At 44.9% G+C, this 22,565-nt stretch carries 20 protein-coding genes, 1 pseudogene and 1 other annotated feature; of the genes and pseudogenes, 17 read left to right on the top strand and 4 right to left on the bottom strand.

The window, feature by feature from the left end; genetic code table 11:
* Nucleotides 1-38 precede the first annotated feature (38 nt).
* Nucleotides 39-3,692, top strand: a complete 3,654-nt coding sequence (gene mncR / locus BSU_09190; protein ID NP_388800.1) for a non specific extracellular Ca2+-dependent endonuclease cleaving RNA and DNA — start codon at nt 39-41, stop codon at nt 3,690-3,692.
* Complete coding sequence (srtA, locus tag BSU_09200; protein NP_388801.1) at nt 3,689-4,285, top strand: sortase A; 597 nt, start codon at nt 3,689-3,691, stop codon at nt 4,283-4,285. The genes mncR and srtA overlap by 4 nt, the downstream gene beginning before the upstream one ends.
* A 29-nt stretch (nt 4,286-4,314) precedes the next feature.
* On the opposite strand, the gene yhcT is transcribed toward srtA, so the two are convergent.
* A complete protein-coding gene (gene yhcT, locus BSU_09210) occupies nt 4,315-5,223 on the bottom strand; it encodes a putative RNA pseudouridine synthase (RefSeq protein ID NP_388802.2) in 909 nt (302 codons plus the stop codon).
* A gap of 110 nt (nt 5,224-5,333) precedes the next feature.
* Between yhcT and yhcU the strand changes: the two genes are divergently transcribed.
* The 14 genes and pseudogenes from yhcU (at nt 5,334) to azr (ending at nt 19,660) form a co-directional block, all read left to right on the top strand.
* The gene (yhcU, locus tag BSU_09220) at nt 5,334-5,729 is read left to right on the top strand and encodes a hypothetical protein (RefSeq protein ID NP_388803.2); all 396 of its coding nucleotides are present in this window, start codon (nt 5,334-5,336) and stop codon (nt 5,727-5,729) included.
* A 136-nt stretch (nt 5,730-5,865) separates the two neighbouring features.
* Nucleotides 5,866-6,288 (top strand): putative CBS containing enzyme (sporulation-/ germination-related), encoded by a 423-nt coding sequence (gene yhcV / locus BSU_09230; protein NP_388804.1) that lies wholly within the window; start codon nt 5,866-5,868, stop codon nt 6,286-6,288.
* A 126-nt stretch (nt 6,289-6,414) separates the two neighbouring features.
* Nucleotides 6,415-7,077 carry a promiscuous phosphoglycolate phosphatase / glycerol-3-phosphate phosphatase / 2-deoxyglucose-6-phosphatase gene (gene glpW, locus BSU_09240; RefSeq protein ID NP_388805.1) on the top strand — a complete coding sequence of 221 codons (663 nt, stop codon included), beginning with the start codon at nt 6,415-6,417 and terminating at the stop codon, nt 7,075-7,077.
* 15 nt (nt 7,078-7,092) lie between these two features.
* Nucleotides 7,093-8,634: a putative amidohydrolase gene (gene yhcX / locus BSU_09250; RefSeq protein ID NP_388806.2), complete on the top strand. Its 1,542-nt coding sequence runs from the start codon at nt 7,093-7,095 to the stop codon at nt 8,632-8,634.
* A gap of 83 nt (nt 8,635-8,717) precedes the next feature.
* Nucleotides 8,718-8,909, top strand: a sequence feature (Evidence 5: Unknown function).
* A pseudogene (gene yhzG, locus BSU_09259) lies at nt 8,718-8,909 on the top strand. (Overlaps the previous feature by 192 nt.)
* Nucleotides 8,910-9,054: 145 nt before the next feature.
* Nucleotides 9,055-10,407: a putative aminotransferase gene (yhxA, locus tag BSU_09260; RefSeq protein NP_388807.2), complete on the top strand. Its 1,353-nt coding sequence runs from the start codon at nt 9,055-9,057 to the stop codon at nt 10,405-10,407.
* A 27-nt stretch (nt 10,408-10,434) separates the two neighbouring features.
* Nucleotides 10,435-11,013: a sn-glycerol-3-phosphate responding transcription antiterminator gene (glpP, locus tag BSU_09270; protein ID NP_388808.1), complete on the top strand. Its 579-nt coding sequence runs from the start codon at nt 10,435-10,437 to the stop codon at nt 11,011-11,013.
* A 178-nt stretch (nt 11,014-11,191) separates the two neighbouring features.
* Complete coding sequence (glpF, locus tag BSU_09280; RefSeq protein NP_388809.1) at nt 11,192-12,016, top strand: glycerol permease; 825 nt, start codon at nt 11,192-11,194, stop codon at nt 12,014-12,016.
* Nucleotides 12,017-12,034: 18 nt separating this feature from the next.
* Nucleotides 12,035-13,525, top strand: a complete 1,491-nt coding sequence (glpK, locus tag BSU_09290; protein NP_388810.2) for a glycerol kinase (sn-glycerol-3-phosphate generating) — start codon at nt 12,035-12,037, stop codon at nt 13,523-13,525.
* Between the two features lie 140 nt (nt 13,526-13,665).
* Complete coding sequence (glpD, locus tag BSU_09300; RefSeq protein ID NP_388811.2) at nt 13,666-15,333, top strand: sn-glycerol-3-phosphate oxidase (FAD-dependent); 1,668 nt, start codon at nt 13,666-13,668, stop codon at nt 15,331-15,333.
* Nucleotides 15,334-15,464: 131 nt separating this feature from the next.
* Entirely contained in the window at nt 15,465-17,210 is a 1,746-nt protein-coding gene (gene pgcA, locus BSU_09310) for an alpha-phosphoglucomutase (protein NP_388812.2), read from the top strand.
* Nucleotides 17,211-17,358: 148 nt separating this feature from the next.
* Nucleotides 17,359-18,498, top strand: a complete 1,140-nt coding sequence (yhcY, locus tag BSU_09320; protein ID NP_388813.1) for a two-component sensor histidine kinase [YhcZ] — start codon at nt 17,359-17,361, stop codon at nt 18,496-18,498.
* Nucleotides 18,495-19,139, top strand: coding sequence for a two-component response regulator [YhcY] (gene yhcZ, locus BSU_09330; RefSeq protein NP_388814.1), 645 nt, complete (start codon nt 18,495-18,497; stop codon nt 19,137-19,139). The genes yhcY and yhcZ overlap by 4 nt, the downstream gene beginning before the upstream one ends.
* On the top strand, nt 19,136-19,660 hold the full coding sequence (azr, locus tag BSU_09340) for an oxidoreductase, NAD(P)H-FMN and ferric iron reductase (azoreductase) (protein ID NP_388815.1): 525 nt from the start codon (nt 19,136-19,138) through the stop codon (nt 19,658-19,660). Before yhcZ ends, azr begins: the two co-directional genes overlap by 4 nt.
* Before the next feature lie 14 nt (nt 19,661-19,674).
* On the opposite strand, the gene yhdB is transcribed toward azr, so the two are convergent.
* Nucleotides 19,675-19,917: a hypothetical protein gene (yhdB, locus tag BSU_09350; RefSeq protein NP_388816.1), complete on the bottom strand. Its 243-nt coding sequence runs from the start codon at nt 19,915-19,917 to the stop codon at nt 19,675-19,677.
* Nucleotides 19,918-20,117: 200 nt separating this feature from the next.
* Between yhdB and yhdC the strand changes: the two genes are divergently transcribed.
* Entirely contained in the window at nt 20,118-20,441 is a 324-nt protein-coding gene (gene yhdC, locus BSU_09360; RefSeq protein NP_388817.1) for a hypothetical protein, read from the top strand.
* A 41-nt stretch (nt 20,442-20,482) separates the two neighbouring features.
* Here yhdC and lytF read toward each other — a convergent pair whose 3' ends face one another.
* Complete coding sequence (lytF, locus tag BSU_09370; protein ID NP_388818.2) at nt 20,483-21,949, bottom strand: gamma-D-glutamate-meso-diaminopimelate muropeptidase (major autolysin, vegetative); 1,467 nt, start codon at nt 21,947-21,949, stop codon at nt 20,483-20,485.
* Between the two features lie 152 nt (nt 21,950-22,101).
* On the bottom strand, nt 22,102-22,542 hold the full coding sequence (gene nsrR / locus BSU_09380) for an NO-dependent activator of the ResDE regulon (Fe-S NO binding site) (RefSeq protein ID NP_388819.1): 441 nt from the start codon (nt 22,540-22,542) through the stop codon (nt 22,102-22,104).
* Between the last annotated feature and the right edge of the window lie 23 nt (nt 22,543-22,565).

Raw genomic sequence — 22,565 nt, forward strand, 5'->3', positions numbered from 1 at the left:
GTCTGCCGTGTATTATGCAGAAGCCTGAAAGGAATTATATGCTGTCTGTCGAAATGATAAGCAGACAAAATCGTTGTCATTATGTGTATAAGGGAGGAAATATGATGAGGCGTATTCTGCATATTGTGTTGATCACGGCATTAATGTTCTTAAATGTAATGTACACGTTCGAAGCTGTAAAGGCAGCTGAACCGCAACAGCCTATATCGATTGAGAAGGCAATACAGCAAAAAGAAGGACAGGCACTTGTCGAAGGATATGCAGTCGGCCAGGCTGTTTCCCCGCAGCATTATAAACTGACAAGCCCTTTTTCAAATGATTATAATGTTGCGCTGGCAGACCGTAAAAACAAAACATCGCCCGAACACATCCTTCCTGTGCAAATCCCCTCCGCCTTCAGAAGCCAATTTGGGCTGCAAACCAATCCGCTTCTTCTTGGGAAAAAGATAACGGTTCAAGGAAAGCTTGAAAATTACTTTAACACGACAGGACTTAAAAACGTTCAGTCGATGAACGTAACCGATGACACAAAAACTCCGCCGGCTGAACAGCAAGTGACCATAAATGAAGCACGGGGAAGGCTGAATGAAGAAGTAACGATAAAAGGGATCATTACAGCTGATCAAAACGCAATCGGAGGCGGGAAGCTGTCGACCTTTTTGCAAGATGAAACCGGAGGCATTAACATTTATTCGCCATCCCCTGAACAATTTCCCGAATTAAAAGAGGGTATGGATGTCACGGTGACAGGGAAAATCACGTCTTACCAGGGGCTGAAAGAAATCGTTCCAAACTCATCAGGCATCAAAATCAACCAGTCAAATCAATCCCTCCCCGCCCCCAAACACTTAACAATCAATGAACTTATTAACGGCAGCCTAGGTGATCAGTATGAAGGACGCCTTGTGAAACTAACCGCTTTTGTTTCCTCAATTCCAAGTTCTCCTGCCGGCGGCGGTTACAATGTAACAATGATTGATGACGACCATCATGCAATGACGCTCCGGGTTATGAATGAAACAGGGGTGATAAACGAGCTTGATGAGGGCAAATGGTATGAATTTACCGGTGTGTTAAGCAGATACCAAACCTTTCAGCTGCTTCCGCGAAAATCGGCTGACCTGAAGCTGCTTGAAGAGCAGCCCGCACCTCCGTCTGCAGAGGGAGAATATGAAGGGATTGTTGACCGGGTAGTTGACGGCGATACCATTCATCTTAAATCTCCGGTGCTTGGAACGACAAAAATCCGGTTTGTAAATGTAGATGCACCCGAAACATATCACACACCAAAAAATGACGCAGATGAAAATCAATTAAGATTTGGCAAAAAAGCATCTGACTATCTAAAAACGGTTCTGTCCCCGGGTGATAAAATTACTGTCAAGGTCGGGAGTGAAGCCAAGGACAGCTATGGCAGATTGCTCGGACAAGTCATAACCGAATCAGGTTCAAACGTGAACTTAGAGCTTGTAAAAAACGGCTATGCTCCGACGTATTTTATTTGGCCGGTTGACAATGAAGAGGATTATCAGCAATTTCAGGCCGCAGTAGCCGCTGCAAAAAAAGATCAAAAAGGAATTTGGAATGAAAACGATCCCCTCATGGAAATGCCGTTTGAATTCAGAGCCAGAGAGCAAGGGAAAGGCCTGACAAGATATGTGGGGGACTCGTCGAATAAAACATATGTGCAGCCAGCTGACTGGAAGAAGATAGCTGTGGAAAACAGAATTTTCTTCGCCTCAGCAAGTGAAGCGGAGAGCGCGGGATATAAAAAAAGGCAAACGGCACCTCAAGAACATGTGCCGCTTAGAATTCTCAGCATGAATGATTTGCATGGCAAAATCGATCAGCAATATGAGCTTGATCTTGATGGAAATGGAACTGTAGACGGCACGTTTGGACGCATGGATTATGCCGCCGCATATTTAAAAGAAAAAAAGGCTGAAAAGAAAAACTCGCTGATTGTGCACGCGGGAGATATGATCGGCGGAAGCTCTCCAGTTTCCTCTCTTCTTCAGGATGAACCGACTGTAGAACTGATGGAGGACATCGGATTTGATGTCGGAACCGTGGGAAACCACGAATTTGATGAAGGCACGGATGAACTTCTGAGGATCTTAAATGGCGGTGATCATCCGAAAGGCACAAGCGGATATGATGGACAGAACTTTCCCCTTGTATGTGCCAATTGTAAAATGAAATCAACTGGAGAGCCCTTTTTGCCGGCTTACGACATCATTAATGTGGAGGGCGTACCCGTTGCTTTTATCGGAGTTGTCACACAGTCGGCAGCTGGCATGGTTATGCCTGAAGGAATAAAAAATATCGAGTTTACAGATGAAGCAACAGCGGTGAATAAGGCGGCCGAAGAGCTCAAGAAAAAAGGCGTGAAGGCCATCGCGGTTCTCGCACATATGTCAGCTGAACAAAACGGCAACGCCATTACCGGTGAGTCTGCTGATCTTGCAAACAAAACAGATTCTGAAATTGACGTGATTTTTGCCGCGCATAATCATCAGGTTGTTAACGGTGAAGTGAATGGAAAACTGATTGTTCAAGCGTTTGAATATGGAAAAGCGATAGGTGTCGTTGATGTAGAGATCGATAAAACGACAAAAGACATTGTCAAAAAGTCCGCGGAAATCGTATATGTTGATCAAAGTAAAATCGAACCGGATGTCAGCGCGTCAGCCATTTTAAAGAAATACGAAACAATTGCGGAACCGATTATCAGCGAGGTAGTCGGCGAAGCCGCTGTTGATATGGAAGGGGGGTATTCAAATGACGGCGATACACCTCTTGGAAACCTGATTGCGGATGGTATGAGAGCTGCCATGAAAACGGATTTTGCCCTTATGAATGGCGGCGGCATACGTGAAGCGCTGAAGAAGGGTCCAATTACGTGGGGAGATCTTTACAATATTCAGCCGTTTGGAAATGTGTTAACGAAGCTTGAGATTAAAGGAAAAGATTTAAGAGAGATTATCAATGCGCAAATCTCGCCGGTTTTTGGGCCTGACTACAGCATCAGCGGGTTTACGTATACGTGGGATAAAGAAACCGGAAAAGCAGTTGATATGAAAATGGCAGATGGCACCGAGATCCAGCCCGATGCCACATATACATTGACCGTCAACAACTTTATGGCGACGGCGACAGGAGCCAAATATCAGCCAATCGGACTGCTGGGAAAAAATCCGGTGACAGGGCCTGAGGATTTGGAAGCGACAGTTGAGTACGTGAAGAGTTTTGATGAGCCAATTGCGTATACAAAAGAGGGAAGAATTAAGCTTGCTGAAGCCAGTGATATTGAAGACCCTGTAACAGAAGACCCGATAACGGAAGAGCCTGGAGATGATCCGGGGACGGAGGATCCGATTAAAGAGGATCCAAGGCCAGGTGAAGATTTGCCTGATATAAAAGAAACTCCGGGAACAGCACCGGTTCATCAGCTTCCGCCTTCAGCCATTTCGAGATTCAATGAAATACCAATCAACAACACAAAAACCGCTGATACTGCTAATAGCATCAGCACATTGCCGTTACAAACCGAGACTGCGGAAAGCGGGTCTGATCATCAGCTTCCGGATACGTCAGCGGGCTACTATAACTTTATGGTAATCGGTGCGGCGGTGACATTGTCAGGAACTTATCTATATGTCAGAAGAAAAAGGAGCGCCTCCAGAACGTGAAAAAAGTTATTCCACTATTCATCATTGCTGCCGGCCTAGTGATCGCAGGCTATGGAGGCTTTAAATTGATCGATACGAATACGAAAACGGAACAGACATTAAAAGAAGCAAAGCTGGCGGCTAAAAAGCCGCAGGAAGCTTCGGGGACGAAAAATAGCACAGATCAAGCAAAGAACAAAGCATCATTTAAGCCTGAGACCGGCCAAGCGAGCGGCATTTTAGAAATACCGAAAATCAATGCAGAGCTTCCGATCGTGGAGGGCACCGATGCTGATGATTTAGAAAAAGGTGTCGGGCATTACAAGGACAGCTATTATCCTGATGAAAACGGACAAATTGTGCTGTCAGGGCATCGGGATACCGTGTTTCGCCGGACGGGAGAGCTGGAAAAGGGGGATCAGCTCCGTCTTCTCCTGTCATATGGAGAATTCACATATGAAATTGTAAAAACAAAAATTGTCGATAAGGATGACACATCTATTATCACGCTCCAGCATGAAAAGGAAGAGCTGATTCTGACGACCTGCTATCCGTTTTCATACGTCGGAAATGCCCCGAAGCGCTATATTATATATGGAAAACGAGTGACTTAAAAAGCCGAGGCAGTGCCTGCGGCTTTTCTTCATGAAAAATATGTGCGGCAAAGGTTTTTCATATCAGCAGGGAAAGGGGCTTCAGCAACTATGAGCTCGTCTGTTATCGGGTGAACCGCTTGTACTTTATTGGCGTGCAGTGCCTGCCTGTTTAGCAGCTTGCTCCCGCCTCCGTAAAGCGAGTCTCCTGTCAACGGATGGCCGAGGCTCGCCAGATGAACACGGATTTGGTGTGTTCTGCCTGTTTCCAGCTCTAATTCAACGAGCGACAGCCGTTCTTTCGCATTGCTGGCCATTACCTTGAAATGAGTGACGGCTGTTTGCCCGCCTGGTGAAACCCGGCGTCTTGTCGGGTGTGAGCGGTCTCTGCCGATCGGTGAATTAATTGTCCCTTTTTTCGTCCGTAGCTTACCTTCAGCGATAGCGGTATACGTACGCTTCAGCGTCTTTTTCTCTAACTGCTGGTCTAAGATGGCGTGTGCCAAACGATGCTTGGCAAAAACGATAGCGCCAGATGTATCCTGATCAAGACGATGGACGTGGCGCACCTTACATGTTTCGCCATTTATCTGATAATGATACGCGATCAAATTAGCCAGTGTGCCGGTTTGCCCATCCTCATTCGGATGCGTCGCGATGCCAGCGGGTTTATTGATGATGAGCATATGATTGTCCTCAAATAAAATATCAAGCTCGCCATACTCCGGAATGACCGAAGATGCTTCACTTTCCTGAAGATCAATGAACACGCGGTCTCCCTTTTTTACAATCATATTGTTTAAGACGGATTCGTGATTGACCTTTATCTGTTGATGGGACATCCAGTCTTGTATCACTGGTTTAGAAGCTTTGAGCGCTGTTTTGAGTACGGAAAACAGCCATTGGCCGTCCTGTTTTTCATTGATGAGGATCTCAAGCCCTCTGCCTTTTTGGTTCATGTTAAATGGCTCCTTTTCGAAGCGGAAGGCTGCTGTTTCTCATAGGAAACACTTACCTTAGCTTTCGCGTTTTTTTCTGTGCTATTCTTGAGTAAGACTTAGGATATTCGATGGCAAGAAAGGTGATTGACGTGAGAATTGTGAACGCAGCAACTGCAGAACAGGAGAGCTTTATCAAGGAGCTGTCTATGGAGCTGATCCATGATGTATTTCCTCTTTATTTCTCCGAACTGGACATTCAGCGCTTTAAAAAGAAAGGCGTTCTGTCTTTAAATAACCATTATTACCAAGGAACATTAAAAGAAGCATTTCAAATTATGGCTTGTCTGCAAATGATACATATTATCCTGACCAAGCCTTCGCCGCACTCTGATTTGAGTGATCAGGCGATTTTTGAAAAAAACAGCAAGATGCTGAATGATTTTGGGATTTATTTTCCGTTTGCTTTTTCTGACTTTCAAAAGAAGACTAACAAAGCCTTTTTCGGTCAAAGAAGGCTGATATAATCATGCGGCAAGGGCTTTTCTATTTTTAGAAAAGCTCTTTTTGTATCAGAGAAATCATATCATAAAACCTTTCCTCTAACTCCCTTTTTAAACGGCTCGTGTCTGAACATACTAATGATTGAAAGGGGTGCTGACAATGAGTTCAGTTAAAGATACAATGACAACGCAGGTGGCAACCGTTTCTCCGAATCAAACGATTCAGGAAGCGGCTTCTCTAATGAAACAGCATAACGTCGGGGCGATCCCCGTTGTAGAGCAAGGTGTTTTAAAAGGAATGCTGACTGACCGTGACATTGCATTAAGAACTACAGCTCAGGGCCGTGATGGCCAGACACCCGTTTCAGAAGTGATGTCAACAGAACTCGTATCAGGAAACCCTAATATGAGTCTGGAAGACGCGTCGCAGCTGATGGCCCAGCACCAAATCCGCCGCCTTCCTATTGTAGATCAAAACAATCTAGTCGGGATCGTTGCGCTTGGAGACCTGGCAGTCAATCAGATGTCGAACGAGTCTGCGGGATCAGCGCTGACAAACATTTCTCACCAAAACATTCATTAATAAGAAAGAGCTTGCAGTGTGCAGGCTCTTTCTTCACATAAAACCTTACTTTTTGAAAGCAGACTTGTTTCGGGGTATAGTGAGTGTATACATATGTCTCAATTCGTACTAAAGGAGTTGTACCCAGTGATTAAAGCGTTAATTTTTGATTTTGACGGGCTTATTCTAGATACAGAAACACACGAATATGAGGTTCTTCAGGAAATATTTGAAGAGCACGGCTCAGTGCTGCCGCTATCTGTCTGGGGAAAGGTCATCGGAACTGCTGCGGGTTTCCGGCCTTTTGAATATTTAGAAGAGCAGATCGGGAAAAAGCTGAACCATGAAGAGCTCACACAATTGAGAAGAGAGCGGTTTGCCAAACGCATGGAATCAGAAAAAGCGAGACCTGGTGTCGAAGCGTATTTGAATGCGGCAAAGGATTTAGGCTTAAAAATAGGCCTTGCCTCCAGCTCTGATTATAAATGGGTGTCCGGCCATTTGAAGCAAATCGGCCTGTTTGATGATTTTGAAGTTATTCAAACGGCGGATGATGTGGAAGAGGTGAAGCCGAATCCTGAACTCTATTTATTGGCGGCAAAGAACCTGGGGGTATCGCCAGCGGAATGTCTCGCGTTTGAGGATTCTGTCAATGGTTCGATTGCTGCGAAACGTGCAGGCATGAAGTGTGTCATTGTCCCGAATAAAGTAACGGGTACCTTGATGTTTGAAGACTATGATCACAGGCTTGAATCAATGGCGGAGATGGAGCTCGCCCTATTGCTTGATCATCTGAACTCACAAAACTAGAAAGGAGCGAGTAGGTTGTCTGAGAAATTAGATTTGACCCGGTTTGAAAAGAAAATGGTTATCCGCAATATCGAAGAGAAAGACATCGACAAGATTATCGATCTTCAAAAGGACTGCTTTCCAGGAATGGAGCCTTGGAAGCGGGAGCATTTAATCAGCCATTTGGAGCATTTTCCGGAAGGACAGTTTTGTGCAGAATTCGAAGGTGAAATTATCGGTTCGTGCTCAAGTCTCCTGATTAACTTTGATGAATATGATGACCGCCATACGTGGCAGGACATTACAGATGACGGTTATATCACCAACCATAATCCTGACGGCTTGAATATGTACGGAATTGAAGTCATGGTGCACCCGAAATACAGACGAATGAAGATCGGCCACCGTTTGTACGAGGCGAGAAAGGACTTAGCCAGACGCTTAAACCTGAAAAGCATCATCATAGGCGGACGGATTCCAAACTATCACAAATATGCAGAGGAAATGACAGCGAGAGAGTATGTTGAACAGGTGACACGCCACCAAATTTACGATCCGGTTCTTTCTTTTCAGCTGATGAACGGCTTTACCCTTATGCGAATTAACCCGAACTATCTCCCGGATGATACAGCTTCGATCAAGTATGCGACGCTGATGGAATGGAATAATGTCGATTATCTACCGCAGCAGACAAAACGCTATTATAAATCGGCGTTCCCTGTTAGAATTTGTGTGATCCAATACGAAATGAAGAAAATTTATTCCTTTGAGGAATTTGCGAATCAAGTAGAATACTATGTCGATGTTGCTTCCGACGCAAGATCTGATTTTGCGGTGTTCCCGGAAATTTTCACAACCCAGCTGATGTCCTTCCTTGAGGAACGGTCACCGAGCTTGGCGGTGCAGAGAATTACCGAGTATACAGAAGATTACATCAGCCTGTTTACTGACTTGGCTGTGAAGTATAACGTCAACATTATCGGCGGATCTCATTTCGTCGAAGAGGAAGGCAAGATCTATAATATCGCTTACCTGTTCAGACGGGACGGAACGATCGAGAAGCAATACAAACTCCATATTACGCCGAATGAACGCAAATGGTGGGGGATCAGCGCAGGAGACCAAGTTCGCGTGTTTGATACGGACTGCGGGAAAATCGCGATCCAGATCTGTTATGACATTGAATTTCCTGAGCTTGCCCGGATTGCGGCTGATAAAGGAGCCAAAATCATCTTTACGCCATTTTGTACAGAAGACCGTCAAGGCTATCTGCGTGTCAGATACTGTTCGCAGGCTAGAGCGGTTGAAAATCAAATTTATACGGTTATCTCTGGAACGGTCGGAAACCTTCCGCAAACGGAAAACATGGATATCCAATACGCCCAGTCAGGCATCTTTGCCCCGTCTGATTTTGAATTCGCCCGAGACGGCATTGTCGGCGAAACAAACCCGAATATTGAAATGGTCGTCATCGGCGATGTTGACCTGGAAATTCTCAGAAGACAGCGCCAAAACGGTACAGTGCGCCAGCTAAAAGACAGACGACGTGATATTTATCATATTCAATATAAAAAATAATTCCCAAAAAACCCGCCTGAATTGGCGGGTTTTTTTAAACAAAAGCGGAATTGTTTAGGTGCTTTCTTTAAAATAAAAGTAAATTGTATAGTGGATGTGCCTTATGGAGTTTCTGTATTTTCGCCATTTCCTATATCATACAGAAAACGGCTAGGCTTCACATTGCTATTGCAATGGCTGTCCAAGTTGTTTCGAGTGCGACCTTTATCAGTACGATGCTGAGCATTGTCACTTTGCCTGTTTTGCTTTGGAAGCTGCATCCTCTTTCTTCTTGAGAAAGGGGATGTTTTATTATTTACGCGGTTTATTGACTCTGACCCGGTCTGGCTTTATATTGAAGGCAGGGAAATCATCACCAAGACATCACATAAAGAGAAGGTCTGTTTCAATTGAATTGGCATTATAGGGAACGCTAATGAAATGGAGATGATGGGGATGGAAAACATTCAGCAAAATCAGGGATTAAAGCAAAAAGATGAGCAATTTGTGTGGCATGCCATGAAGGGAGCGCATCAAGCGGACAGCCTGATAGCCCAGAAGGCCGAAGGGGCCTGGGTAACCGACACAGACGGACGCCGCTATTTGGATGCGATGTCCGGTTTGTGGTGCGTCAACATTGGTTACGGCAGAAAGGAGCTTGCGGAGGCTGCCTATGAGCAACTAAAGGAGCTGCCTTACTACCCGTTAACGCAAAGTCACGCACCCGCAATTCAACTGGCGGAAAAGCTGAATGAATGGCTTGGCGGCGATTATGTTATTTTTTTTTCCAACAGCGGATCGGAAGCAAACGAAACTGCTTTTAAAATTGCCCGCCAGTACCATCTGCAAAACGGCGACCACAGCCGTTATAAATTCATCTCAAGATATCGGGCATACCACGGCAATACATTGGGAGCGCTCTCAGCTACCGGACAGGCGCAGCGGAAATATAAATACGAGCCTTTGAGCCAAGGGTTCCTGCATGCAGCTCCGCCAGATATATACCGGAATCCTGATGATGCAGACACGCTTGAAAGCGCAAATGAAATCGACCGCATCATGACATGGGAATTAAGCGAAACGATTGCCGGGGTCATTATGGAGCCCATCATTACAGGCGGAGGCATCCTAATGCCGCCGGACGGATATATGAAGAAGGTGGAGGACATTTGCCGGCGCCACGGAGCCCTTTTGATTTGCGATGAAGTGATCTGCGGGTTTGGACGGACAGGTGAGCCGTTCGGGTTTATGCACTACGGTGTGAAGCCTGATATCATTACGATGGCAAAGGGAATCACAAGCGCGTATCTGCCATTGTCAGCGACTGCTGTGAAACGGGACATTTTCGAAGCGTATCAGGGGGAAGCTCCTTATGACCGTTTCCGCCACGTGAACACGTTCGGCGGAAGCCCGGCTGCCTGTGCTTTGGCGTTGAAAAACCTGCAAATTATGGAGGACGAACAGCTGATTCAGCGATCCCGTGATCTTGGAGCAAAGCTTTTAGGTGAGCTTCAAGCTCTGAGAGAACACCCGGCAGTCGGGGATGTTAGAGGAAAAGGGCTGCTGATCGGAATCGAACTCGTCAAAGACAAATTGACTAAAGAGCCGGCTGATGCCGCCAAAGTAAACCAAGTGGTTGCGGCGTGCAAAGAAAAAGGGCTGATCATCGGCAAAAACGGCGATACAGTCGCCGGCTACAACAATGTCATCCAGCTTGCGCCGCCATTTTGCCTGACAGAAGAGGACCTTTCCTTTATCGTGAAAACGGTGAAAGAAAGCTTTCAAACGATATAATATAAAAGTGAATTATTAAAGGAGCACATGATGAGTTTTCACAACCAGCCGATCTTACCGGCTATTCGCAATATGAAGCAATTTGATGAGTTTTTGAACAGTTCATTCTCTTACGGTGTTATTCTTGATATTCATCTCGGCCAGCTGAAGGGCGTGATCAAAGAAGCGCAAAAGCACGGAAAGAACATGATGGTGCACGTCGATCTCATTCAAGGGATTAAGCATGACGAATACGGTGCGGAATTTATATGTCAGGATATCAAGCCCGCTGGGATTATTTCCACAAGATCGAATGTGATTGCCAAAGCGAAGCAGAAGAAAATTTATGCCATTCAGCGCCTGTTTTTGCTTGATACAAGCGCGATGGAGAAAAGCATGGAGTTTATCGGCAAGCATAAGCCTGACTTCATCGAAGTGCTTCCCGGCATCGTTCCGTCACTCATTCAGGAAATAAAAGAGAAAACAGGGATTCCCATCTTTGCCGGGGGTTTCATCCGTACGGAAGAGGATGTAGAGCAGGCATTGAAAGCGGGGGCTGTAGCTGTCACAACATCTAATACCAAATTGTGGAAAAAATATGAAAACTTTTTGACGGAAAGTGATTGACACCGCTTTCATGCACTGATACAATTGCACTAGGTTAATACATTGTGATGGAGAACTCGGAGACCACAGCAGCTCTTTACGGCAAATGTTTATGCACCCGTAAAGCGGTTTGTTGTGGTTTTTTTATTCTCTTCTTCTCTATCATGCTTTTTAATCGTGACTTTAGGAGGAATGTGCTATGACAGCATTTTGGGGAGAAGTCATCGGTACGATGCTGCTTATCATTTTTGGTGCAGGTGTTTGTGCAGGTGTCAATTTAAAGAAATCGCTTTCATTCCAGTCTGGCTGGATTGTTGTTGTATTTGGATGGGGATTGGGTGTTGCCATGGCGGCATACGCGGTTGGCGGCATCAGCGGTGCCCATTTGAATCCGGCGCTAACGATAGCGCTTGCATTTGTAGGAGATTTTCCTTGGAAAGAGGTTCCGGTTTATATTGCGGCGCAAATGATCGGAGCGATCATCGGTGCGGTGATTATTTATCTGCATTACCTCCCGCACTGGAAGTCAACGGATGATCCCGCTGCCAAGCTGGGTGTTTTCTCAACAGGGCCCAGCATTCCGCATACATTTGCAAACGTTTTAAGCGAAGTGATTGGGACATTTGTCCTTGTACTTGGAATCTTGGCCATAGGTGCAAATCAATTTACAGAAGGACTTAATCCTTTAATCGTCGGTTTCCTCATTGTAGCAATCGGTATTTCTCTGGGAGGCACCACCGGCTATGCTATCAATCCTGCACGTGACTTAGGTCCGCGGATCGCCCACGCTTTTCTTCCGATTCCGGGGAAGGGCTCATCAAACTGGAAATACGCATGGGTTCCGGTAGTCGGCCCGATTTTAGGCGGATCATTCGGCGGTGTATTTTACAACGCTGCATTTAAAGGGCACATCACAAGCAGCTTCTGGATTGTAAGCGTTATATTGGTTGTGGTATTGTTAGGACTCTATGTTTATACGAAATCACATTCTGCTAAAACATTATCAAATTCTAAATATATTTAATCAAAGGGGAGACATCTTATGGAAACGTACATTTTATCCTTAGATCAGGGGACGACAAGTTCAAGAGCGATTCTGTTTAATAAAGAAGGCAAAATTGTCCACTCTGCTCAAAAGGAATTTACACAATACTTCCCGCATCCTGGCTGGGTTGAGCATAATGCCAATGAAATTTGGGGCTCTGTCCTCGCGGTTATCGCCTCAGTCATCTCTGAATCAGGAATCAGCGCTTCTCAAATTGCCGGCATCGGCATCACGAACCAGCGCGAGACGACGGTTGTGTGGGATAAAGATACAGGAAGTCCTGTCTATAATGCAATCGTTTGGCAGTCCAGACAGACGTCCGGCATTTGTGAGGAACTTCGTGAAAAAGGATATAATGATAAATTCAGAGAAAAAACAGGGCTTTTAATCGATCCTTACTTCTCCGGCACGAAGGTGAAGTGGATTTTAGACAATGTGGAAGGCGCAAGAGAAAAAGCGGAAAAAGGCGAGCTGCTGTTTGGAACGATTGATACGTGGCTCATTTGGAAAATGTCAGGCGGAAAAGCGCATGTGACCGATTACTCCAATGCCTCAAGAACACTGATGTTTAATATTTACGATTTAAAATGGGACGATGAACTGCTCGACATTCTAGGCGTACCGAAATCCATGCTCCCTGAAGTGAAGCCGTCCTCTCATGTGTATGCGGAGACTGTTGATTATCACTTCTTCGGAAAAAATATCCCGATTGCTGGAGCGGCAGGCGACCAGCAGTCCGCATTGTTCGGCCAGGCATGCTTTGAAGAAGGCATGGGGAAAAACACTTACGGCACAGGATGTTTCATGCTGATGAATACCGGGGAAAAAGCAATTAAGTCCGAACATGGGCTTTTGACAACAATCGCTTGGGGCATTGACGGAAAAGTGAACTATGCGTTAGAAGGGAGCATTTTTGTCGCAGGCTCTGCCATCCAGTGGCTTAGAGACGGTTTGAGAATGTTCCAGGATTCATCGCTAAGCGAATCTTATGCAGAAAAAGTGGATTCAACTGACGGCGTGTATGTTGTTCCAGCATTTGTCGGACTGGGAACGCCTTACTGGGACAGCGATGTGCGCGGTTCGGTTTTCGGCCTGACAAGAGGGACAACAAAAGAGCACTTTATCCGTGCGACACTGGAGTCATTGGCTTATCAGACCAAAGATGTGCTTGACGCAATGGAAGCAGATTCAAACATTTCATTAAAGACGCTCCGTGTAGACGGAGGAGCTGTAAAAAACAATTTCCTAATGCAGTTCCAAGGAGACCTGTTGAATGTTCCTGTGGAGCGCCCGGAAATTAATGAAACGACTGCACTTGGCGCGGCTTATTTGGCGGGTATCGCTGTGGGATTCTGGAAGGACCGTTCTGAAATCGCGAACCAGTGGAATCTGGATAAACGGTTTGAGCCTGAATTGGAAGAAGAAAAACGAAATGAGCTGTATAAAGGCTGGCAAAAAGCCGTGAAAGCAGCTATGGCTTTTAAATAAAGTAATACTATGGTATAATGGTTACAAGTTAATAAGAACGGTCCTGAGATGAGGAGAGACCACAGCACCAAAGTGTAAGCATGCACTTTGGCTGTTGTGGTCTCTTTTTCTATTTACCGTGACAACAAGGAGGAAACGTAATGATGAATCATCAATTTTCAAGTCTTGAAAGAGATCGCATGCTGACAGACATGACGAAAAAAACATATGACCTATTTATTATCGGAGGAGGAATTACAGGAGCCGGAACAGCTCTTGACGCGGCATCAAGGGGAATGAAGGTCGCACTAAGCGAAATGCAGGACTTTGCGGCGGGAACATCAAGCCGATCAACGAAGCTGGTACATGGCGGCTTGCGCTATTTAAAACAATTTGAAGTGAAAATGGTCGCTGAGGTAGGAAAAGAGCGGGCGATTGTGTATGAAAACGGCCCGCATGTCACTACACCGGAATGGATGCTGCTTCCGTTTCATAAAGGCGGCACATTCGGTTCATTTACAACATCTATTGGGTTAAGGGTTTATGACTTCCTTGCAGGTGTGAAAAAGTCAGAACGAAGAAGCATGCTTTCAGCAAAAGAAACGCTGCAAAAAGAGCCTTTGGTGAAAAAAGACGGCTTAAAAGGCGGCGGGTACTATGTGGAATACCGCACTGACGATGCGAGACTGACCATCGAAGTCATGAAGGAAGCGGTTAAATTCGGGGCAGAGCCTGTGAATTACTCCAAAGTGAAGGAGCTTCTTTACGAAAAAGGCAAAGCCGTCGGCGTATTAATTGAAGATGTGCTGACAAAGAAAGAATATAAAGTGTATGCGAAAAAAATTGTCAATGCTACAGGCCCTTGGGTCGATCAGCTCAGAGAAAAAGACCATTCGAAAAACGGAAAGCATTTGCAGCATACAAAAGGCATTCACCTTGTATTTGACCAGTCTGTCTTTCCGCTGAAACAGGCTGTATATTTCGATACACCTGATGGCCGGATGGTATTTGCGATTCCTCGTGAAGGCAAAACATACGTGGGAACAACAGACACTGTTTACAAAGAGGCGCTGGAGCATCCGCGGATGACAACGGAGGATCGTGATTATGTCATCAAATCAATCAATTACATGTTCCCGGAACTGAATATCACTGCGAATGACATCGAATCCAGCTGGGCGGGGCTGCGTCCGCTGATTCATGAAGAAGGCAAAGATCCTTCTGAAATTTCACGGAAAGACGAGATTTGGACATCTGACTCAGGCCTGATCACCATTGCCGGCGGAAAACTGACTGGATACAGAAAAATGGCGGAGCACATCGTTGATCTTGTCCGTGATCGCTTAAAAGAAGAGGGCGAAAAGGATTTTGGACCATGTAAAACGAAAAACATGCCAATCTCTGGCGGGCACGTCGGCGGTTCGAAAAATCTTATGTCCTTCGTTACCGCGAAAACAAAAGAAGGAATTGCAGCCGGTTTATCAGAAAAAGACGCAAAACAGCTTGCGATCAGATACGGCTCTAACGTAGATCGCGTCTTTGACCGGGTAGAAGCGCTGAAAGATGAGGCCGCGAAACGCAACATTCCGGTTCATATTCTTGCTGAGGCAGAATACAGTATAGAAGAAGAGATGACTGCAACCCCTGCTGACTTCTTTGTCCGCAGAACGGGACGTTTATTTTTTGATATCAATTGGGTAAGAACATATAAAGATGCCGTTATTGATTTTATGAGCGAGCGATTCCAATGGGATGAGCAGGCGAAAAACAAACATACAGAAAACCTCAACAAGCTTTTACACGATGCGGTCGTACCGCTTGAGCAATAAATCATAACGGGCTGTCTGCAGCCCGTTATTTCTTTTTACGTGCCGAAAGGGGGAGATCTCAGGTTATCAAGTGACAGAGGCACCCGCTTCATATAAAATAATGGCATAAGCTGATACATAGGAGGACGAATATGACTTGGAGAAAGAGCTATGAACGCTGGAAACAGACAGAACATTTAGATCTGGAATTAAAAGAGCGCCTTATTGAATTAGAGGGAGATGAACAGGCCCTTGAGGACTGTTTCTATAAAGACCTTGAATTCGGTACCGGCGGAATGCGCGGGGAAATCGGCGCCGGGACAAATCGGATGAATATTTACACTGTGCGCAAAGCATCGGCCGGGTTTGCGGCATACATCTCGAAGCAAGGTGAGGAAGCGAAAAAACGGGGCGTTGTCATTGCTTATGATTCCCGCCATAAGTCTCCGGAGTTCGCGATGGAAGCGGCAAAAACACTTGCGACACAAGGCATCCAAACATACGTGTTTGATGAGCTTCGCCCGACGCCAGAGCTGTCATTCGCTGTTAGACAGCTGAACGCTTATGGTGGAATTGTGGTAACGGCAAGCCATAACCCGCCTGAATATAACGGCTACAAAGTATACGGGGATGATGGCGGCCAGCTGCCTCCAAAGGAAGCGGACATCGTCATTGAGCAGGTAAACGCGATTGAAAATGAGCTGACGATCACAGTGGACGAAGAAAATAAGTTAAAAGAAAAAGGCTTAATCAAAATCATCGGTGAAGATATTGATAAAGTTTATACAGAAAAACTGACGTCCATTTCTGTACATCCTGAATTATCGGAAGAAGTAGATGTAAAGGTTGTTTTCACACCGCTGCATGGAACTGCAAATAAACCGGTCAGACGCGGTCTTGAAGCACTCGGCTACAAAAATGTAACGGTTGTCAAAGAACAGGAACTGCCGGATTCAAACTTCTCCACTGTTACATCGCCGAACCCGGAAGAGCATGCGGCATTCGAATATGCCATTAAGCTTGGGGAGGAGCAGAATGCAGATATTCTCATCGCGACAGATCCTGATGCTGACCGCCTCGGCATCGCGGTGAAAAACGATCAAGGCAAATATACAGTGCTGACAGGAAACCAAACCGGAGCGTTGCTGCTTCATTACCTGCTTTCTGAAAAGAAAAAACAAGGCATCCTGCCTGATAACGGTGTTGTTCTCAAAACGATCGTCACAAGCGAAATCGGCCGTGCTGTAGCTTCTTCATTCGGCCTTGATACGATTGATACGCTGACAGGCTTTAAGTTTATCGGTGAAAAGATTAAGGAATACGAAGCATCAGGCCAGTATACCTTCCAATTCGGTTATGAAGAGAGCTACGGTTATTTAATCGGGGATTTTGCCCGCGATAAGGACGCCATTCAGGCTGCGCTTTTGGCAGTTGAAGTTTGCGCGTTCTATAAAAAACAGGGAATGTCATTGTATGAGGCGCTCATCAATCTCTTTAACGAATATGGTTTTTATCGTGAAGGGCTGAAATCCCTGACGCTGAAAGGCAAACAAGGAGCAGAGCAAATTGAAGCGATTCTTGCTTCCTTCAGACAAAATCCGCCGCAGAAAATGGCGGGCAAACAGGTTGTCACAGCAGAAGATTACGCTGTAAGCAAACGGACGCTTCTGACTGAAAGCAAAGAAGAAGCCATCGACTTGCCAAAATCAAATGTATTGAAATACTTCCTGGAAGACGGGTCTTGGTTCTGTCTCCGTCCTTCTGGAACTGAGCCGAAGGTTAAATTTTATTTCGCCGTAAAAGGGTCATCTTTGGAAGACAGTGAAAAGCGACTTGCCGTCCTTTCTGAAGATGTAATGAAGACGGTGGATGAAATTGTTGAGTCAACAGCAAAATAATTCAAGTATGAGCTGGGTCATTGTAAATGATCCGGCTTTTTCTTTTTCTCATCCAAAAGTCTGAAAGAAAATCATCCTACAAGTGAAGCAATGAAATACAAAAAACTGGTATAATCTTAAATACAAGATCAATGCCGGAGTGAGAAACGTGAGCAAAACGAGGATGGAAAAATTAAAAACGCTGAAAACGATTGCGGAAACCTTAAATCAAGGGCACGATATCAAAGCAACACTGGATGAGGTTTTAAAAGAGTTGCTGAGTCTGACAAACCTTCAATCCGGATGGATTTTTCTGATCGAAGAAGATGGGTCTTATACGTTAGCGGCCGACGCTTATCTGCCCCCGGCTTTAAGCCGCAAGGAAAAAGTGCTGATGTGCGAAGGGGAGTGTTACTGCCTGACGAAATTCAATAACGGAGGGCTTAGAAAAGCTGCAAATATCATGAACTGCAAACGCATCGAATCAGCAGAAAACCTGCATTGTTTTGACACAGAAGGGATTACGCATCATGCAACTGTGCCTTTAGAAGACGGGGACAGAAGATTCGGATTGTTAAATGTAGCGGCGGCCGGAAAAACCATGTTTGATGAGGAAGAGCTGCATTTACTCGAGTCTGTCGCCTTTCAGATCGGAACGGCAATCCAGCGTATGAGGCTTTCTGAATATCAACAAAAAAATGCTCTTTTAATGGAGCGTAACCGCCTCGCTCAGGAGCTTCACGATTCAGTCAATCAAATGCTGTTTTCCGTCAGTTTAACTGCCAAAGCTGCGAAGACACTAACAAAAGATGAAAATTTACAGCAGATGATTGATTTCATCCAAAACCTATCACAGGACGCGCTCGCAGAAATGAAAGCGTTAATTTGGCAGCTTCGCCCCGGAGGATTGGAAAAAGGGCTGGCTGAAGCCATTAAAAGCTATGGTGCGCTCATTGGATTGAAGATCATTTTTACACAAAAAGGCTGTCCTGTTCTGACTGATGAGCAGGAGCATATGCTATGGCGTGTCGTACAGGAAGCTTTAAATAACTGCAAAAAGCATGCCGGAACGGATACGGCGTATGTTAGTCTGACTGCTTCTTTGTGCCATGCGGAGCTGGATATCATCGATCATGGGGCAGGATTTCGCTATGAAGCGCATGCCGGTCTGCCTTCACTTGGCATAAAAGGTATGAAAGAGCGAGCGGAAAAAGCCGGAGCTAAGTTTTGGATTGAGTCAGCGCTTGGAACTGGAACAAAGCTGTCCATCAGGCTTCCGCTAAAAAGCCGAAAAGGAGGGGCGGTATGAAAATTGTCATTGCTGATGATCATCATGTTGTCAGAAAGGGTCTGCGTTTTTTCTTTGCCACCCAGGATGATATTGAAGTCGTCGGAGAAGCTGCAACTGGATTAGAAGCCCTCCGTGTCATCGAAGAGACAAAGCCGGATCTTGTGCTAATGGATTTGTCTATGCCCGAGATGGACGGCATTCAAGCCATTAAAAAAGCAATACAGCAATTTCCGGATACGAATATCATTGTGCTGACGAGCTACTCTGATCAGGAGCACGTCATCCCCGCGCTTCAGGCAGGCGCGAAGGCGTATCAATTAAAGGATACGGAGCCCGAGGAATTGGTGAAAACACGACAAGTGCATGGTGGCGAATACAAGCTTTCTACAGCTATTATGCCCCATGTGCTGACACATATGAAAAATCAGCACGACCCGGAAAAAGAAAAATACTATCAATTAACTAGAAGGGAAAAAGACGTTCTGACTGAAATAGCGAACGGGAAAAGCAATAAAGAAATCGCAGCAGCCTTGTTTATTTCAGAAAAAACAGTAAAAACCCATGTATCGAATCTTTTAGCAAAACTTGAAGTGGCCGATCGCACGCAAGCAGCGCTTTTCGCAGTGAAATATAACCTGAATGGAGAGATCTCAAAATGAACATGTTAGTCATAAATGGCACGCCAAGAAAACATGGCAGAACAAGAATTGCAGCATCCTATATTGCAGCTCTGTATCACACGGATTTGATTGATCTAAGCGAGTTTGTATTGCCCGTTTTTAACGGTGAAGCGGAACAATCTGAACTGTTGAAAGTACAGGAGCTTAAGCAACGCGTTACGAAAGCGGATGCGATTGTATTATTATCGCCTGAATATCACAGCGGCATGAGCGGCGCTTTAAAAAATGCCTTGGATTTTCTAAGCAGCGAACAATTCAAATATAAGCCCGTTGCATTATTGGCAGTAGCGGGAGGCGGAAAAGGCGGCATCAATGCGCTGAACAATATGAGAACTGTGATGCGGGGTGTCTACGCCAATGTCATTCCGAAGCAGCTGGTGCTTGATCCGGTGCATATTGATGTTGAAAATGCTACAGTGGCTGAAAACATTAAGGAAAGCATAAAAGAGCTTGTCGAAGAACTCAGCATGTTCGCAAAAGCAGGAAATCCCGGCGTCTAAACGCCGGGATTTGTTTATGTGAGAAGGGCTATTTGATCTTCATAAGTCAGCTCTGTGGCATGATCAATATATCGGAGAAGGGAATACAGCATCTTTTCTAAAACGGCGTAATCCTGTTCAAAATGATACGCATGCAGAAAATGCTCAATTCGTTTTGATAACAAATCGTCCTCTGTACGCACCATTAAAATTAATAAATTATCCCATTGAGAACGATGGGTGTAATAAAGCGCTTTATCGTAATCGGCATAATCCATGAATCGCTTCTCCTTTCTTGGGTGAGAAGTTCATGATTAGTTTATGCCGCATCCTCTGTTATTGACGGGGCAAAACTTGCCGTCTGCGTCAGTAAAGGGGTAGCAATATGAGGGAGACATAAAATCAAAATGCCTGAATGAAGATATCGCTTTTGGTAAACCTATGAGGGAATATATTCTGGGTACAGGAGACTGAAAAAATGAAATCCCTGCCGTATACCATCGCACTTCTTTTTTGCGGATTGATTATCGTGTCAATGGCTGCAAAAGGTCATTCAACGGACACAGACGAGTCCGTTCAAAAGTGGGAACAGCTTGCCTGGAGCAAAATTCAGGATGAATATAAGGGCGCTTCATTTTCTGATTATGCTTATATGGGGCGTACAGAGGTGAATGATCAGCAGACTAAAGATGTCTTTCGGGTGACAGTCAGACAGAAAGATGACACTTTTTCTGTTCGGGCCGAAGTCTATTTTCATCCGGTGACAAATCATATGATCAGCATCAACGTCTTTAGGCTCTAATAAAAAACTGTACAGCCGTTAAGGCCGCACAGTTTCTGTTTTTAGAAATATCGTTTTGCACCGAGATAGCGCTGTTTCCAGTAAGAGTTGTTCATATTGGAAATGACAACTCCGGAATCGTTGGCATTTATGAATTCCCCGTTGCCTAGGTAAATTCCGACGTGGGAAGGGCCGGCTTTATATGTTGAAAAGAAAACGAAATCTCCGACAGCAGGCTGGCTAACTGATTTCATTGTGTTCCAATATCCCGCTGCCGTTAATCTAGATACGGATGTGACTTTGTTCAGTACATAGTAAATGAATCCGCTGCAGTCAAACCCGGACGGTGTCGTGCCTCCCCAGCGATACGGAACCCCAAGCTGCGCTTTAGCGGCCGAAATCATTGTGTTAATCTTCGCACTCGTTGAGCTGGTGGTGTTTGAAGAACCGGATGAAGACGATGATGAAGCTTTTCCGGAAATGACCAGCTTTTGGCCAACCTGCAAGACATCCGTTTTTAAATTGTTTTTCTCACGAATCTGCTGAGCTGTTACATTAAATTTTTGAGCAATCACCCATAAGGAATCACCGCTTTTCACCGTGTATGTAGTCGTCGTGCCGGAGCTTGCATTTGACGAAGAAGACGACGATGATGAAGAGCCTGAAGATGCTTTACCTGTCAGCTTCAATACTTGTCCAACGTAAAGCACATCTGATTTCAGATTGTTGATATTTCGGATTTGCTGTACAGTCAGGTTATAGTTGTTTGCGATTTTCCAAAGTGAATCACCGCTTTTAACGGTATATTTAGTTGTTGCTGAAGTTTGGTTCGATTTGGATGAATTGTCTTTAGAAGACGTATCAGAGCCGCTTGATTTTGTTTTCAACACCTGATTCACGTAAATGGTGTCTGATTTTAAGTTGTTCAAGACCTTCAATTCAGCGATGGACATATTGACTTTGTTTGCAATTTTCCAAAGTGAATCTCCAAGCTGCACCTTATATGTTCCCGTAGAAGATGAAGAACTTGAACTCTTATTAGAACTGCTTTTTGAACTGGAGCTTGAACTCTTATTAGAGTTGCTTTTTTTACTGGAACTAGAGCTTGAAGAAACAGTACCGGACACCTTTAATTTCTGCCCAGCACGAATTAAATCGCTGCTTAGTCCGTTTAATTTTTTCAGTTCCTGCACCGTCATTTTAAACTCATTTGCGATCAGCCAAAGTGAATCTCCGCTTTTCACTGTGTAAACAGAACTTCCGCTCTTCTTGGTTGTTGAGCTTGAAGTAGATGAAGAAGTGCTGGATTTGCTGCCTGGAATAGTAAGCGTCTGGCCGATCGACAGAACAGTAGTCGAAAGATGATTGGCGGATGTGAGGGCCGCCACACTTGTGTTATAGGTTTGGGCCAGTTTCCATAAAGAATCTCCGCTTTTGACCTTAATCGTTGCTGCTTCAGCTGGTGTCACTACTAAAGTTGTGCCGACAATCGCAGATGCTGTCAGCCCTGCTGCTAATTTCTTTTTCATCTTAGCTCTCCTTTTTCCCCCAATGATTTTGCATTTGCTGTTTCTTTTTTATATCGGCACATTTGTCTCATCGTTTTGCCTTTTTATAAAAATAGCCAAATTATCTTAACAATAAGGGGGAAAAAGGGCATAAAAAAAGAAGGAATCTTAATCTATTCCTTCATTTTTAAAAGCTTCATGATATCTTCTTTGTTTTTGACGAGGTCGCGCAGTGTGTATTTGTCTAAAACTGCGAGGTAGGCTAAAAGCGCTTCATTCAGCACATGTTTTAAGCCGCAAACCGGGGAAATAACACAGAGATTCTTGTTCGCATCAAAACATTCAACAATATTAAAATCGTCCTCCGTTTTTCTGACAACCTCACCGATGTTGATGTCTTCAGGGTCCATGCCTAATCGTATGCCGCCGCCCCGTCCGCGTATCGTTTCTACGTAGCCGAGCTGGCCGAGCCTGTATATGACTTTCATGAGATGATTTTTTGAAATAGAATACGTTTCGGCAATCTGTTTTATATTTGAAAGTTCTCCGGGACGCTCTGCAGCCAGAAAAATCAACACTCTTAATGAATAATCTGTATAATTGGTTAACTTCATAATAAGACCTCAGAATAAGACAT

This window comes from Bacillus subtilis subsp. subtilis str. 168 (genome assembly GCF_000009045.1).
GTDB lineage: Bacteria > Bacillota > Bacilli > Bacillales > Bacillaceae > Bacillus > Bacillus subtilis.

Excerpts from the sequence above, each read along its gene's own strand:
- glpF (NP_388809.1), top strand. The coding sequence starts at position 11,192 with ATGACAGCATTTTGGGGAGAAGTCATCGGTACGATGCTGCTTATCATT.
- yhxA (NP_388807.2), top strand. The coding sequence starts at position 9,055 with ATGGAGATGATGGGGATGGAAAACATTCAGCAAAATCAGGGATTAAAG.
- glpK (NP_388810.2), top strand. The coding sequence starts at position 12,035 with ATGGAAACGTACATTTTATCCTTAGATCAGGGGACGACAAGTTCAAGA.
- mncR (NP_388800.1), top strand. The coding sequence starts at position 39 with ATGCTGTCTGTCGAAATGATAAGCAGACAAAATCGTTGTCATTATGTG.
- azr (NP_388815.1), top strand. The coding sequence starts at position 19,136 with ATGAACATGTTAGTCATAAATGGCACGCCAAGAAAACATGGCAGAACA.
- yhcU (NP_388803.2), top strand. The coding sequence starts at position 5,334 with ATGGCAAGAAAGGTGATTGACGTGAGAATTGTGAACGCAGCAACTGCA.
- lytF (NP_388818.2), bottom strand. The coding sequence starts at position 21,949 with ATGAAAAAGAAATTAGCAGCAGGGCTGACAGCATCTGCGATTGTCGGC.
- yhdB (NP_388816.1), bottom strand. The coding sequence starts at position 19,917 with ATGGATTATGCCGATTACGATAAAGCGCTTTATTACACCCATCGTTCT.
- glpD (NP_388811.2), top strand. The coding sequence starts at position 13,666 with ATGATGAATCATCAATTTTCAAGTCTTGAAAGAGATCGCATGCTGACA.
- yhcV (NP_388804.1), top strand. The coding sequence starts at position 5,866 with ATGAGTTCAGTTAAAGATACAATGACAACGCAGGTGGCAACCGTTTCT.
- glpP (NP_388808.1), top strand. The coding sequence starts at position 10,435 with ATGATGAGTTTTCACAACCAGCCGATCTTACCGGCTATTCGCAATATG.
- yhcZ (NP_388814.1), top strand. The coding sequence starts at position 18,495 with ATGAAAATTGTCATTGCTGATGATCATCATGTTGTCAGAAAGGGTCTG.
- yhdC (NP_388817.1), top strand. The coding sequence starts at position 20,118 with ATGAAATCCCTGCCGTATACCATCGCACTTCTTTTTTGCGGATTGATT.
- pgcA (NP_388812.2), top strand. The coding sequence starts at position 15,465 with ATGACTTGGAGAAAGAGCTATGAACGCTGGAAACAGACAGAACATTTA.
- yhcT (NP_388802.2), bottom strand. The coding sequence starts at position 5,223 with ATGAACCAAAAAGGCAGAGGGCTTGAGATCCTCATCAATGAAAAACAG.
- nsrR (NP_388819.1), bottom strand. The coding sequence starts at position 22,542 with ATGAAGTTAACCAATTATACAGATTATTCATTAAGAGTGTTGATTTTT.